At 62.3% G+C, this 13566-nt stretch carries 13 protein-coding genes and 1 tRNA gene; all 14 read right to left on the reverse strand.

Going from position 1 to position 13566, the window contains the following annotated elements; genetic code table 11:
* On the reverse strand, nt 1–1497 hold the full coding sequence (locus tag LK542_RS09015) for an NADH-quinone oxidoreductase subunit M (RefSeq protein WP_227811656.1): 1497 nt from the start codon (nt 1495–1497) through the stop codon (nt 1–3).
* 25 nt (nt 1498–1522) lie between these two features.
* Nucleotides 1523–3640, reverse strand: coding sequence for an NADH-quinone oxidoreductase subunit L (nuoL, locus tag LK542_RS09020; protein ID WP_227798884.1), 2118 nt, complete (start codon nt 3638–3640; stop codon nt 1523–1525).
* Nucleotides 3641–3680: 40 nt separating this feature from the next.
* Nucleotides 3681–3989 carry an NADH-quinone oxidoreductase subunit NuoK gene (nuoK, locus tag LK542_RS09025; RefSeq protein ID WP_027863874.1) on the reverse strand — a complete coding sequence of 103 codons (309 nt, stop codon included), beginning with the start codon at nt 3987–3989 and terminating at the stop codon, nt 3681–3683.
* Entirely contained in the window at nt 3986–4654 is a 669-nt protein-coding gene (locus tag LK542_RS09030; RefSeq protein WP_227798885.1) for an NADH-quinone oxidoreductase subunit J, read from the reverse strand. Before LK542_RS09030 ends, nuoK begins: the two co-directional genes overlap by 4 nt.
* A 20-nt stretch (nt 4655–4674) precedes the next feature.
* On the reverse strand, nt 4675–5163 hold the full coding sequence (gene nuoI, locus LK542_RS09035) for an NADH-quinone oxidoreductase subunit NuoI (protein WP_227798887.1): 489 nt from the start codon (nt 5161–5163) through the stop codon (nt 4675–4677).
* 15 nt (nt 5164–5178) lie between these two features.
* Complete coding sequence (gene nuoH, locus LK542_RS09040) at nt 5179–6267, reverse strand: NADH-quinone oxidoreductase subunit NuoH (RefSeq protein ID WP_227798888.1); 1089 nt, start codon at nt 6265–6267, stop codon at nt 5179–5181.
* Nucleotides 6267–8597: an NADH-quinone oxidoreductase subunit NuoG gene (gene nuoG / locus LK542_RS09045; protein ID WP_227811657.1), complete on the reverse strand. Its 2331-nt coding sequence runs from the start codon at nt 8595–8597 to the stop codon at nt 6267–6269. The genes nuoH and nuoG overlap by 1 nt, the downstream gene beginning before the upstream one ends.
* Nucleotides 8598–8618: 21 nt before the next feature.
* Nucleotides 8619–9914, reverse strand: a complete 1296-nt coding sequence (gene nuoF / locus LK542_RS09050) for an NADH-quinone oxidoreductase subunit NuoF (RefSeq protein WP_227798890.1) — start codon at nt 9912–9914, stop codon at nt 8619–8621.
* The gene (nuoE, locus tag LK542_RS09055) at nt 9911–10387 is read right to left on the reverse strand and encodes an NADH-quinone oxidoreductase subunit NuoE (RefSeq protein ID WP_227798891.1); all 477 of its coding nucleotides are present in this window, start codon (nt 10385–10387) and stop codon (nt 9911–9913) included. Before nuoE ends, nuoF begins: the two co-directional genes overlap by 4 nt.
* Before the next feature lie 12 nt (nt 10388–10399).
* Complete coding sequence (locus LK542_RS09060) at nt 10400–11653, reverse strand: NADH-quinone oxidoreductase subunit D (RefSeq protein ID WP_227798893.1); 1254 nt, start codon at nt 11651–11653, stop codon at nt 10400–10402.
* Entirely contained in the window at nt 11653–12249 is a 597-nt protein-coding gene (locus LK542_RS09065) for an NADH-quinone oxidoreductase subunit C (RefSeq protein ID WP_227798894.1), read from the reverse strand. The genes LK542_RS09060 and LK542_RS09065 overlap by 1 nt, the downstream gene beginning before the upstream one ends.
* Nucleotides 12250–12265: 16 nt before the next feature.
* Complete coding sequence (locus tag LK542_RS09070) at nt 12266–12742, reverse strand: NADH-quinone oxidoreductase subunit B family protein (RefSeq protein WP_036249088.1); 477 nt, start codon at nt 12740–12742, stop codon at nt 12266–12268.
* 3 nt (nt 12743–12745) lie between these two features.
* The gene (locus LK542_RS09075) at nt 12746–13105 is read right to left on the reverse strand and encodes an NADH-quinone oxidoreductase subunit A (protein WP_227798896.1); all 360 of its coding nucleotides are present in this window, start codon (nt 13103–13105) and stop codon (nt 12746–12748) included.
* Between the two features lie 165 nt (nt 13106–13270).
* A tRNA-Leu gene (locus tag LK542_RS09080) sits at nt 13271–13355 on the reverse strand.
* Between the last annotated feature and the right edge of the window lie 211 nt (nt 13356–13566).

Consider the following 13566-nt stretch of genomic DNA (forward strand, 5'->3'; position numbering starts at 1 on the left):
TTAAGGCACTTTGCTGACTGCGACGTGTTGCAGGAGATCGGTGACCGACACCTGCAGGGTGTCGCCGATTGGCGCCGGGTACAGGCCCATCCACAGGGTGGCGATCGCCAGGACGCCCAGGATGGCGAATTCGCGGCCGTTCAGGTCGGTCAGCTCGGCAACGTGCTTGTTGCCGATCGGGCCGAACACAACGCGCTTGACCATCCACAGCGAGTAGGCGGCGCCCAGGATCAGGGCGGTGCCTGCCAGCAGACCGGTCCAGAAGTTGAACTGGACGGCGCCCAGGATCACCATGAATTCGCCGATGAAGCCCGAGGTGGCCGGCAGGCCGGCGTTGGCCATCGAGAACAGCACGGCGAAGGCGGCGAACTTCGGCATGGTGTTGACCACGCCGCCGTAGTCGGCGATTTCACGCGAGTGGACGCGGTCGTACAGCACGCCGATGCACAGGAACATCGCGCCCGACACGAAGCCGTGCGAGATCGACTGCATCAGGCCGCCCTGCACGCCCAGGTCGTTGAACATGAAGAAGCCGAGGGTGACGAAGCCCATGTGGGCGATCGACGAGTAGGCGACCAGTTTCTTCATGTCCTTCTGCACCATCGCCACCAGGCCGATGTAGATCACGGCGATCAGGGACAGCACGATGACGACCGGGGCCAGGTAGTGCGAGGCATCCGGCGCGATCGGCAGCGAGAAACGCAGGAAACCGTAGGCGCCCAGCTTCAGCATGATCGCGGCCAGCACGACGGAACCGCCGGTCGGCGCTTCCACGTGGGCGTCCGGCAGCCAGGTGTGCACCGGCCACATCGGGACCTTCACGGCGAAGGCCATGAAGAAGGCGATGAAGATCAGTATCTGCTCGTTCATCGTCAGCGGCAGGCGGTGCCACTCGAGAATGTCGAAGGAACCCGACTGGTTGTACAGGTAGATGATCGCGACCAGGGTCAGCAGCGAGCCGAAGAACGTGTACAGGAAGAACTTGAATGCCGCGTACACGCGGTTCGGGCCGCCGAACACGCCGATGATGATGTACATCGGGATCAGGGTGGCTTCGAAGAAGAAGTAGAACAGCAGGCCGTCGAGCGAGGCGAACACGCCGATCATCAGGCCCGACAGGATCAGGAAGGAACCCATGTACTGGCCGACGCGTTCTTCGATCACCTGCCACGCCGCCAGCACCACGATGATGGTGATGAAGGCCGTCAAGGGAACGAACCACAGCGACAGACCGTCCACGCCCAGCTTGTAGAACACGTTGAAGCGTTCGATCCAGGTGGCCGACTCATAGAACTGCATGCCGTGGGCGGCATTGTCGAAGTTCATGATCAGCGGCAGGGTCGGCAGGAAGCTGACCACGGCGCCGATCAGCGCCAGCAGGCGGGTGAAGCCTGCGTTCTTGTCGCGGCCGACGGCCAGCACGATCAGGCCGAACAGGATCGGGAGCCAGATCGACAGGCTCAGGTAAGGAGGAAATGTAGAAATTGACTGCATCATTTTTCGCTTTTCTTATCGAACCCGATTAAGCAGGCCAGATCGGGAAGAACCACAGCAGGGCTGCCAGCACGCCGACGATCATCACGAACGCATAGTGATAGATGTAACCCGTCTGGAAGCTACGGGTGATCGTGGAGAACCAGCCGACCAGCTTGGCCGAACCATTGACCAGCAGACCGTCGATCAGGCCGCGGTCGCCCACTTTCCACAGGCCGCCGCCGATGGCGCGCGCGCCGCCGGCGAACACGACATCGTTGAACTTGTCCATGTAGTACTTGTTGTCCAGCAGGGTGTGCAGGAACTTGAACTTGGCATAGAACCAGGCCGGGACGCGCGGGTTGATCATGTAGCAGTAGTAAGCCAGGGCCACGCCTGCCAGTGCCAGCCAGAACGGTGCGGTCTGCAGACCATGCACGGCCATGCCGGCAGCGCTGTGGAACTCTTCGCGCAGGGTTTCCATCGCGCCGTGGTTCTCGCCGACGAAGATGACGTTCTTGAAGAAGTCGCCATGCAGCATCGGCTCGATTGCGAAGTAACCGATGGCAACCGACGGGATCGCCAGCAGGATCAGCGGCAGGGTCACGACCCATGGCGACTCGTGCGGCTTCTGGCCCGGAGCCAGGCCGTGGTGGCCGTGGTCGTCGTGCTCCTCCTCATGGTGGGCGTCCGAATCGTGCAGCGCATGCGGGTCGCCATGGCCGTGGCCGGCGGCAACTGCCTGCTTGTGGTCATCATGCGCATGGCTGTCATGGCCATGGGCGGTATGCCAGCGCTCCTTGCCATGGAAGACCAGGAAGTACATGCGGAACGAGTAGAAGGCGGTCACGAAGACGCCGGCCAGCACCGCGAAGTTGGCGAAGCCAGCGCCCGGGATGTTGGTCGCGTGCACAGCCTCGATGATCGAGTCCTTCGAGTAGAAGCCCGAGAAGAACGGGGTACCGATCAGGGCCAGCGAGCCCAGCAGCGAAGTGATCCAGGTGATCGGCATGTACTTGCGCAGGCCGCCCATGTTGCGCATGTCCTGGTCGTGGTGCATGCCGATGATGACCGAACCCGCGCCAAGGAACAGCAGCGCCTTGAAGAAGGCGTGGGTCATCAGGTGGAACACGGCCACCGAGTAGGCCGAGGCGCCCAGCGCCACGGTCATGTAGCCCAGCTGCGACAGGGTCGAGTAAGCCACGACACGCTTGATGTCGTTCTGGATGATGCCCAGGAAGCCCATGAACAGCGCGGTGATCGAACCGATGACGATCATGAAGCTCAGCGCGCCGTCCGACAGTTCGAACAGCGGCGACATGCGGGACACCATGAAGATGCCGGCGGTAACCATGGTTGCCGCGTGGATCAGCGCCGAGATCGGGGTCGGGCCTTCCATCGAGTCCGGCAGCCAGACGTGCAGCGGGAACTGCGCCGACTTGCCCATCGCGCCGATGAACAGGCAGATGCAGGCGGCGGTCAGCAGCGGCCAGCCGATGCCCGGGACGGTCATGCCGGCCAGCTTGTCGGCCTGGGCGAACACCTCGGTGTACTGCATCGAGCCCGAAGCGGCCAGCAGCAGGCCGATACCCAGGATGAAGCCGAAGTCACCCACGCGGTTGACCAGGAAGGCCTTCATGTTCGCGAAGATCGCGGTCGGGCGGGTGTACCAGAAGCCGATCAGGAGATACGACACCAGGCCCACCGCTTCCCAGCCGAAGAACAGCTGCAGGAAGTTGTTGGACATGACCAGCATCAGCATCGAGAAGGTGAACAGCGAGATGTACGAGAAGAAGCGGTTGTAGCCTTCGTCCTCGGCCATGTAGCCGATCGTGTAGATGTGGACCATCAGGGAGACCGAGGTCACCACGCACATCATCATTGCCGACAGCGCGTCGATCTGGAAGCCGACGGCCAGCTTGAGCGTGCCGACGGTCATCCAGGTATAGATGTCTTCATTGAAGCTGGCGCCGTCCATGACTGCCATCAGGGTCTGGACCGAGATGATCAGTGCGATGAGCACGCCGAGGATGGTCGCCGTATGCGATACCTTGCGGCCGACCACGTTGCCGAAGAACTTGGTACCGAGCAGGCCGGCGATCGCCGAGCCTGCCAGCGGCGCCAGAGGCACCGCCAGTAACATTGAGGAAGAGAGTTGCCCCGCCATTGTTGAACCTTAGTCGTTATTGTTTATCGAGCCGAGACCATCAGCCCTTCAGGCTGTCGAGGTCTTCCACATTGATCGTGTCCAGGTTACGGAACAGGACCACCAGGATCGCCAGGCCGATTGCCGATTCGGCGGCTGCGACGGTCAGAATGAAGAACACGAAGATCTGCCCCGCCGCGTCTCCCAGGTAGTGCGAGAACGCGACGAAGTTCAGGTTCACCGCCAGCAGCATCAGTTCGACGGCCATCAGCAGGATGATGATGTTCTTCCGGTTCAGGAAGATGCCGATCACCGAGATCGCGAACAGGATCGCGCCCAGGATCAGGTAATGTGCGAGCGACAAAGTCATGGGTTCTCCTTCGGTGCTGCTGCGGCCGCGGCTGCTGCTGCTTTTTCAGCATTGGCTGCATCGATCGCGCGCTGGTTGACCGCATCCATCTTGACGATGCGCAGGCGGTCGTTACGCTGGACGCGGACGGCAAGGCCCGGGTCGATTGCTTTGGTGTCCTTGCGCTTGCGCAGGGTCAGGGCGACTGCGGCGATGATCGCCACCAGCAGGATCACGGCCGCGATCTCGAAGCCGTAGATGTACTTGGTGTAGATCAGGATGCCCAGTTCCTTGGTGCCGCCGATGTTCAGCGCGGCCGCCTCGGCCGACAGGCCGGTCTGGTTGTACGCGCGGTACAGCACGGCAGCCATTTCCAGCACGATCAGGGCGCCGATGCCCGAAGCCAGCGGTAGGTAACCCCAGAAGCCTTCGCGCATGCGGTCGATATTAATGTCGAGCATCATGACGACGAACAGGAACAGCACCATCACGGCGCCGACGTAGACCAGCACCAGCACGATGGCGAGGAACTCGGCCTTCAGCAGCAGCCAGATGCCGGCCGCATTGAAGAAGGCCAGCACCAGGAACAGCGCGGCGTGGACCGGGTTCTTGGTGGTGATGACGCGCAGGGAGGCCAGCACCATGATGGCCGCGAACGCGTAGAACAGGAAAGTAGTGAATTCCATGACTTTTTTTCAGCCTCTTCTTATCGGTACTTCGCGTCCGCTTCGCGGGCGGCGGCGATGTCGGCTTCGTAGCGGTCGCCCACGGCCAGCAGCATCTCTTTGGTGTAGTAGAGATCGCCGCGCTTTTCGCCGTGGTATTCCAGCACGTGGGTTTCGACGATCGAGTCGACCGGGCAGGATTCTTCGCAGAAGCCGCAGAAGATGCACTTGGTCAGGTCGATGTCGTAGCGCGTGGTGCGGCGGGTGCCGTCCTCGCGCTGCGCCGATTCGATGGTGATCGCCATTGCCGGGCACACTGCTTCGCACAGCTTGCAGGCGATGCAGCGCTCTTCCCCGTTGGGGTAGCGACGCAGCGCGTGCAGGCCGCGGAAGCGGTTCGACATCGGCGTCTTCTCTTCCGGGTACTGGACCGTGATCTTGCGCGACAGCGCATACTTGCCGGTCAGGGCCAGGCCCTTGAAGAGTTCGGACAGCATCAGGCTGCCGACGAGTTCTTTAATCCGATTCATTTTTTGTTTGCTTCCTTACTTCACAGCAGTCCAGATGTTCCACGGGGTCTGCATCCAGGCGGCGATCAGCACCAGCCAGATCAGGGTCAGCGGGATGAACACTTTCCAGCCCAGGCGCATGATCTGGTCGTAGCGGTAGCGCGGGAAGGTGCCGCGGACCCAGATCATCAGCGAGACCAGCATGAACATCTTCAGGAACAGCCAGAAGAAGCCGCCGACGGCGCCGAATTCCAGGAAGCCGAACGGTGCCGACCAGCCGCCCAGGAACATGATCGCCGCCAGGGTCGAGATCAGGATCATGTTGGCGTATTCGGCCAGCATGAACATCGCGTAGGACATGCCCGAGTACTCGACCATGTGGCCGGCGACGATCTCCGACTCCCCTTCCACCACGTCGAACGGGTGGCGGTTGCACTCGGCCAGGCCGGACACGAAATAGATCACGAACAGCGGCAGCAGCGGCAGCCAGTTCCATGACAGGAAGTTCAGGCCCATGTCGGCGAAGCGGCCCAGCTGCTGGCTGGCGACGATGTCGGACAGGTTCAGGCTGCCGGTGACCATCAGCACCACCACCAGCGCGAAGCCGATCGGGATTTCATAGGAAATCATCTGGGCCGAGGCGCGCATGGCGCCCATGAACGAGTACTTCGAGTTCGAGGCCCAGCCGGCGATGATGATGCCGTAGACTTCCATCGAGGTGATCGCCATCAGGAACAGCAGGCCGGCGTTGACGTTGGCCAGGGCCGCCTGCGGACCGAAGGGAACCACCACCCATGCGGCCAGCGCCGGCATGATGGTCATGATCGGGCCGATCACGAACAGGCTGCGGTTGGCCTTGCTCGGGATCACGATTTCCTTGAGCAGCAGCTTGAGCGCGTCGGCGATCGGCTGCAGCAGGCCACCCGGACCCACGCGGTTCGGGCCGACGCGGATCTGGATCCAGCCGATCAGCTTGCGTTCCCACAGGGTCAGGTAGGCGACCAGACCCATCAGCGGCAGCAGCACCACGAGGATCTTCATGACGGTCCAGGCCAGCGGCCAGACCGGGCCGAGCAGGTCAGCCCCGCCGGCGTTCAGCGTATCGATAAAACCGGGCGTAGCCATTATTTGCCCTCTCCTGCTTTTTCAACATTGATCGAACCGAACATCCCGCCCAAGGTGGCGACGGCCGGGTGGCCGGCGGCGACACGCACCGCGTTCGACGGCAGGCGTGCATCCACGTTAGCGACCAGCACGGCGCTGCCCGAACCCTGCGAGACGCGGACCAGGTCACCGGCATTGACGCCGATCTGCTCGGCCACCGCCTTCGACAGGGTGACCAGCGGCGCATTCGCGTCGGCGGTGCGCTGCAGCGGTTCCGAACGGCGCGCCAGCGCGTCGGTGAAGTAGATCGGCAGGTCGGCGACGCGCTCGAGCTGACCGGCCGGTGCGTAGGAACCAGCGGTCGGCGCCAGGCGCGCGACGTTGTTCAGCTTGGCCGACAGGTCGGTCACGCCCTTGCCGATGGCTTCGTCGCGGATCGATTCCGAAGTCTCGTAGTCGAAGCCTTGCAGGCCCAGCAGGTTGCCCAGCACGCGCAGCACTTTCCAGGCCGGACGGGTCTCGCCCAGCGGCTTGACGGTGCCGTTGAAGCTCTGTGCACGGCCTTCGCAGTTCACAAACGTACCGGCGGTCTCGCTGAACGGCGAGATCGGCAGCAGCACGTCGGCGAAGTCCATGCCGTGCTTGAAGGCGGACATGGCGACGACCATTTCGGCGCCATCCAGCGCGGCGCGCGCCTGCTGCGGGTTGCTTGCGTCCAGTTCCGGTTCCGCGTTCAGCAGCACGTAGGCTTTCTTCGGCGCTGCAAAGACAGCTTCGCCCTTGCCGGTTGCGCCGACGATGTAGCCGCCGACGGTGTTGGCGGCATCGACCAGGTAGCCGAAGGAGCAGCCGGTCTGCTCGGCGATCCACTGCGCAGCGGCATGGATCTTCGAGGCTTGCGGGTGGTAGGAAGCGGCGTTACCCAGCAGCACGGCGCCCGGGGTGTCGACGCCGACCAGGGTCGCGGCGATGCCTTTGGCGCCCTCGCCTGCCTGGACGTTCTCGAAGCCGGCCGGGGCAGCGACGCCACGGGCAGAGGCGACAGCCGAGACGACTTCCGACAGCGCAGCCAGCCAGTCGGCCGGGGCAGCGATCACTTTGTTGGCGATCGGCATGAGCAGATCGTCGTCGCTCGCGCCCAGCAGCGACAGCTTGGCGCCGCCCTTGGTGGCGACGCGCAGGCGGGTCGCGACCAGCGGGTGGTCCTTGCGCAGGTTCGAGCCGATGACGAAGGCACGCTTCAGTTGCGAGAAGTTCGCAATCGGCATGCCCAGCCATGGGGTAACCTGGCCGTCGAGCGAGAAATCGCTCTGGCGCAGGCGGAACTCGATGTTGTCCGAGCCAAGGCCACGGGTCATCTTGTTCAGCAGGTACAGTTCTTCCAGCGTCGAGTGCGGGGTCGCGACGGCAGCGATGCTGTCTGCGCCATGCTCGTGACGGATGTTACGCAGGCCGTGGGCCACGTATTCCAGCGCGGTCTGCCAGTCGGTTTCCTGCCACACGCCGCCCTGCTTGATCATCGGATTGACCAGGCGGTCGGCATTGTCCAGCGCCTCGTACGAGAAGCGGTCCTTGTCCGACAGCCAGCATTCGTTGATGGCTTCGTTTTCCAGCGGCAGCACGCGCATGACCTTGCCGCCCTTGACTTGCACGATCAGGTTCGAGCCCAGCGAGTCGTGCGGCGCGATCGACTTGCGGCGCTGCAGTTCCCACGGACGTGCCGAGTAGCGGAAGGGCTTGCTGGTCAGTGCGCCGACCGGGCACAGGTCGATCATGTTGCCCGAGACTTCCGAGTCCACGGTCTTGCCGACGAAGGTGGTGATCTCCGAGTGCTCGCCGCGGCCGACCATGCCGAATTCCATCACGCCGGCCACTTCCTGGCCAAAGCGCACGCAGCGGGTGCACTGGATGCAGCGCGCCATCTCTTCCATCGAGATCAGCGGGCCGGCCTCTTTCGGGGCCACCACGCGCTTTTCTTCTTCGTAGCGCGACTGGCTCTTGCCGTAGCCGACGGCCAGATCCTGCAGCTGGCATTCGCCGCCCTGGTCGCAGATCGGGCAATCCAGCGGGTGGTTAATGAGGAGGAACTCCATCACCGACTTCTGTGCCTGCACTGCCTTGTCGCTGTGGGTGCGCACGATCATGCCCGGCGACACCGGGGTGGCGCAGGCCGGCAGCGGCTTCGGTGCCTTTTCGACTTCGACCAGGCACATGCGGCAGTTCGCTGCGATCGACAATTTCTTGTGATAGCAGAAGTGCGGGATGTAGGTCCCGAGTTTGTTTGCGGCGTCCATCACCATGGAACCTGGTGCGACTTCGACTTTTTTGCCGTCTAATTCAATTTCAACCATTTGATCGTTACCTGACCTGGTTTAAAGGTATGCGGGCACGAGGCAGTGCTTGTGCTCGATGTGATATTCGAACTCCTCGCGGAAGTTCTTGATCATCGCTTCCACCGGCATCGCGGCGGCGTCGCCCAGTGCGCAGATGGTGCGGCCCTTGATGTTGCCCGCGATGTTGTTCAGCAGGTCCATGTCTTCCGGACGGCCCTTGCCGTTCTCGATGCGGTGGACCATGCGGTACATCCAGCCGGTGCCTTCACGGCACGGGGTGCACTGGCCGCAGGATTCTTCGTAGTAGAAGTACGACAGGCGCAGCAGCGACTTGACCATGCAGCGGGTCTCGTCCATGACGATCACGGCGCCCGAACCGAGCATCGAACCGGCCTTGGCGATCGAATCGTAGTCGAGGTCGGTATCCATCATGACCTCGCCGCGGATCACCGGCGCCGACGAACCGCCCGGGATGACGGCTTTGATCTTCTTGCCGCCGCGCATACCGCCGGCCAGCTCCATCAGCTTGGCGAACGGGGTGCCCAGCGGGACTTCGTAGTTGCCCGGACGCTCGACGTCGCCCGAGATCGAGAAGATCTTGGTGCCGCCATTGTTCGGCTTGCCGAGCGCCATGTAGTTTTCCGGACCCAGGTTCAGCAGGAAGGGAACGGCCGCGAAGGTTTCGGTGTTGTTGATCGTGGTCGGCTTGCCGTACAGGCCGAACGAGGCCGGGAACGGCGGCTTGAAGCGCGGCTGGCCCTTCTTGCCTTCGAGCGACTCGAGCAGCGCGGTTTCTTCGCCGCAGATGTAGGCGCCGTAGCCGTGGTGGGCATGCAGCTGGAACGAGAAGTTCGAGCCCATGATGTTATCGCCCAGGAAGCCGGCGGCGCGCGCCTCTTCCAGCGCTTCTTCGAAGCGCAGGTACTCCTGGAAGATCTCGCCGTGGATGTAGTTGTAGCCCACGGTGATGCCCATCGCGTAGGCGCCGATGGCCATGCCCTCGATCAGCGCGTGCGGGTTGTAGCGGATGATGTCGCGGTCCTTGAAGGTACCCGGCTCGCCTTCGTCGGTGTTGCAGACGAGGTATTTCTGGCCAGGGAACTGGCGCGGCATGAAGCTCCACTTCAGGCCGGTCGGGAAACCGGCGCCGCCGCGGCCGCGCAGGCCCGATGCCTTCAGGTCGGCGATGACCTGTTCCTGGCTGACGCCGCCTTCGAGGATCTTGCGCAGGGCCGAGTAGCCGCCGCGCTTGACGTAGTCGGCCAGGTGCCAGTTCTCGCCGTTCAGATCCTTCAGGATCAGCGGATTGATGTGACGGTCGTGCAGGCTGGTCATTTGTTCAGTTCCTCAAGCAGGGCGTCGATCTTGTCGTCGCTCATGAACGAGCACATGCGGTGGTTATTCACCAGCATCACCGGTGCGTCGCCGCAGGCGCCCATGCACTCGCCTTCCAGCAGGGTGAACTTGCCGTCGGCGGTGGTTTCGCGGTAGTCGATGCCGAGCGCATCCTTGATGCGCTGGCCGGCGCGCTCGCCGCCCGACAGGGCGCACGGCAGGTTGGTGCAGACCGTGATCTTGGCCTTGCCGACCGGCTTCAGGTTGTACATGTTGTAGAAGGTCGCCACTTCCTGCACGGCGATGGCCGGCATGCCGATGTAGTCGGCGATTTCCTGCATGGTTTCCGGCGACAGCCAGCCCAGTTCGACCTGGGCGTGGGCCAGCGAGGCCATCACGGCCGACTGGCGTTGATCGGCTGGGTACTTGGCCAGCTCGCGATCGATTTTTTTATAGCATTCCTGCGATAACATTTTCTTGACCTCTTAACGATCGATACTGCCGAACACGATGTCCTGGGTGCCGATGATGGCCACCGCGTCTGCAATCATGTGGCCGCGCGACATTTCGTCGAGGCTCTGCAGGTGGACATAGTCCGGGGTGCGGATCTTCAGGCGGTAGGGCTTGTTGGCGCCGTCCGACACGATATAGATGCCGAACTCGCCCTTCGGGTGCTCGATCGCCGCATAGGCCTCGCCTTCCGGCACGTGGAAGCCTTCGGTGAACAGCTTGAAGTGGTGGATCAGCGATTCCATGTTGGACTTCATGTCCATGCGGTTCGGCGGCGCGATCTTGTGGTTGTCGATCATGACCGGACCCGGATTCGCACGCAGCCAGGTGATGCACTGCTTGATGATGCGGTTCGACTGGCGCATTTCTTCGATACGCACCAGGTAGCGGTCGTACGAGTCGCCATTGGTGCCGACCGGGATGTCGAACTCGACCTTGTCATAGGCCGCGTAGGGCTGCTTCTTGCGCAGGTCCCAGGCCACGCCCGAACCGCGCAGCATGGCGCCGGTGAAGCCCATGGCTTTCGCGTCTTCCGGCGAAACCACGCCGATGCCGACGGTACGCTGCTTCCAGATACGGTTGTCGGTCAGCAGGGTTTCGTATTCGTCGACATAGCCGTCGAAGCGCTTGGTGAAGGCGTCGATGAAGTCCAGCACCGAACCCTGGCGGTCGCGGTTGAGGTCGTCGATCGCTTTCTTCGAGCGGATCGGCGACTCCCTGTGCTGCGGCATGAAGTCCGGCAGGTCGCGGTACACGCCGCCCGGGCGGTAGTAGGCCGCGTGCATGCGCGCGCCCGACACCGCTTCGTACACGTCGAACAGGTCTTCGCGGTCACGGAAGGCGTACAGGAAGGGACCCATGGCGCCGATGTCGAGCGCGTGCGCGCCCAGCCACATCAGGTGGTTCAGGATACGGGTGATCTCGTCGAACATCGTGCGGATGTACTGCGCGCGGATCGGCGCTTCGATGCCCAGCAGCTTTTCCACTGCCAGCACGTAGCCGTGCTCGTTGCACATCATCGACACGTAGTCCAGGCGGTCCATGTACGGGACCGACTGCAGGTAGGTACGGGTCTCGGCCAGCTTCTCGGTGCCGCGGTGCAGCAGGCCGATGTGCGGGTCGGCGCGCTGGATCACTTCGCCGTCCAGCTCCAGCACCAGACGCAGCACGCCGTGCGCTGCCGGGTGCTGCGGACCAAAGTTCAGGGTGTAATTCTTAAGCTCAGCCATTATTTCGATGTCCCGTAGGTTTCTTCGCGGATCACGCGCGGGATGTTCTCGCGCGGTTCGATCGTCACCGGTTGGTAGATCACGCGTTTCTGTTCAGGGTCGTAGCGCATCTCGACATAGCCCGTGATCGGGAAGTCCTTGCGGAACGGGTGGCCGATGAAGCCGTAGTCGGTCAGGATGCGGCGCAGGTCGCCGTGGCCGTCGAACAGGATGCCGAACAGGTCGAAGGCTTCGCGCTCGAACCAGTTGGCGGCGCGCCAGATCGGGGTGATCGATTCGACCAGGGGCATGTCGTCGTCCGGGCAGAACACGCGCACGCGCACGCGCCAGTTGTGCTCCAGCGACAGCAGGTGCACGACCACCGCGAAGCGCGGGCCGTCCCAGGTGCCTTCACCGTATTGGGAATAGTCGACGCCGCACAGGTCGATCATTTCTTCGAAGCGAAGAGAAGGATCGTCGCGCAGGGCCTGCATCGATTTGATGTAGTCGGCGGCCTTGACCACCACAGTCACTTCGCCCAGCGCCGAACTAATGGCAGCGCCCTCGCCCAGTGCATTTTTCAGGGCGAGTTCAAGGGTTTCGAGTTTCGTCGTCATGGTGTTTCGCTGTCTTTTAGCGCGCGATGGTGTTGGTGCGCTTGATCTTGTTTTGCAGCTGCAGGATGCCGTACAGCAGGGCTTCCGCGGTCGGCGGGCAACCCGGCACGTAGACGTCGACCGGCACGATGCGGTCGCAGCCGCGCACCACCGAGTACGAGTAGTGGTAGTAGCCGCCGCCGTTGGCGCAGGAGCCCATCGAGATCACCCAGCGCGGTTCGGCCATCTGGTCGTACACCTTGCGCAGGGCGGGAGCCATCTTGTTGCACAGCGTGCCGGCGACGATCATCACGTCGGACTGGCGCGGCGACGGGCGGAACACAATGCCAAAACGGTCGAGATCGTAGCGGGCAGCGCCCACATGCATCATCTCGACCGCGCAGCATGCCAGGCCAAACGTCATCGGGAACATCGATCCCGTGCGCGCCCAGTTGATCAGCTTATCGGCTGTGGTGGTAATGAAACCTTCGTTTAATACGCCTTCAATTGCCATGGCTTATTCCCAATCAAGGGCACCTTTCTTCCAGATGTACCAGAAGCCCACGATGAATTCGGCGATGAACACCATCATCGTGACGAAACCGGTCCAGCCCAGTTCGCGCATCGAGACGCCCCATGGGAAGAAGAATGCCGTTTCCAGATCAAACAAAATAAACAGGATCGCCACCAGGTAGTAGCGAACGTCGAACTTCATGCGCGCATCTTCGAAGGCTTCGAAGCCGCATTCATACGGGGACAGCTTGGCTGCGTCGGGACGGTGCGGACCAAGAATGCGGCCGAGCACCTGCGGGGCGACGCCGACGCCGACGCCAATCAGGATAAAGAGAAGTACGGGGAAGTAATTTTCGAGGTTCACGGTGAAGCCTATTTGAACGATCGGTTAATCAAACACTGCAGGGCTGCAGCGCCGAATCGCGCGAACCTGGCTCGGGCCTTCTACCAGGACCACTCGAATCGTAAAAAAGCCAGCGCAGGCAGGAGAGCGGTTGCTCATTGCGCCCTTGCTGGCTTCTTTGTATCTTGGTGCCGACGGCGAGACTCGAACTCGCACAGCTTTCGCCACTACCCCCTCAAGATAGCGTGTCTACCAATTTCACCACGTCGGCTGGAGACCAGTATTTTACCCTGCTTTAGCACTACTTTTCAATGCACAAATTGCGCTAGCACAAGGAAATTACTAAATTACTCAACATTTCCTTGATGCTTGCCAAACTAGATAGCAGGGTTGGCAGCATTGAGTGGGTTTTCACCCTTCACCACAGGCGGCACACCAGATGGCGAGCCGCATTCTACTCCGATTCCGGAACGGACGTGCGT

It is taken from the genome of Massilia sp. IC2-477, assembly GCF_020707265.1.
Classification (GTDB): domain Bacteria; phylum Pseudomonadota; class Gammaproteobacteria; order Burkholderiales; family Burkholderiaceae_D; genus Telluria.

Coding starts and splice junctions, on each gene's coding strand:
- LK542_RS09015 (WP_227811656.1), bottom strand. CDS start 1,497: ATGATGCAGTCAATTTCTACATTTCCTCCTTACCTGAGCCTGTCGATC.
- nuoL (WP_227798884.1), bottom strand. CDS start 3,640: ATGGCGGGGCAACTCTCTTCCTCAATGTTACTGGCGGTGCCTCTGGCG.
- nuoK (WP_027863874.1), bottom strand. CDS start 3,989: ATGACTTTGTCGCTCGCACATTACCTGATCCTGGGCGCGATCCTGTTC.
- LK542_RS09030 (WP_227798885.1), bottom strand. CDS start 4,654: ATGGAATTCACTACTTTCCTGTTCTACGCGTTCGCGGCCATCATGGTG.
- nuoI (WP_227798887.1), bottom strand. CDS start 5,163: ATGAATCGGATTAAAGAACTCGTCGGCAGCCTGATGCTGTCCGAACTC.
- nuoH (WP_227798888.1), bottom strand. CDS start 6,267: ATGGCTACGCCCGGTTTTATCGATACGCTGAACGCCGGCGGGGCTGAC.
- nuoG (WP_227811657.1), bottom strand. CDS start 8,597: ATGGTTGAAATTGAATTAGACGGCAAAAAAGTCGAAGTCGCACCAGGT.
- nuoF (WP_227798890.1), bottom strand. CDS start 9,914: ATGACCAGCCTGCACGACCGTCACATCAATCCGCTGATCCTGAAGGAT.
- nuoE (WP_227798891.1), bottom strand. CDS start 10,387: ATGTTATCGCAGGAATGCTATAAAAAAATCGATCGCGAGCTGGCCAAG.
- LK542_RS09060 (WP_227798893.1), bottom strand. CDS start 11,653: ATGGCTGAGCTTAAGAATTACACCCTGAACTTTGGTCCGCAGCACCCG.
- LK542_RS09065 (WP_227798894.1), bottom strand. CDS start 12,249: ATGACGACGAAACTCGAAACCCTTGAACTCGCCCTGAAAAATGCACTG.
- LK542_RS09070 (WP_036249088.1), bottom strand. CDS start 12,742: ATGGCAATTGAAGGCGTATTAAACGAAGGTTTCATTACCACCACAGCC.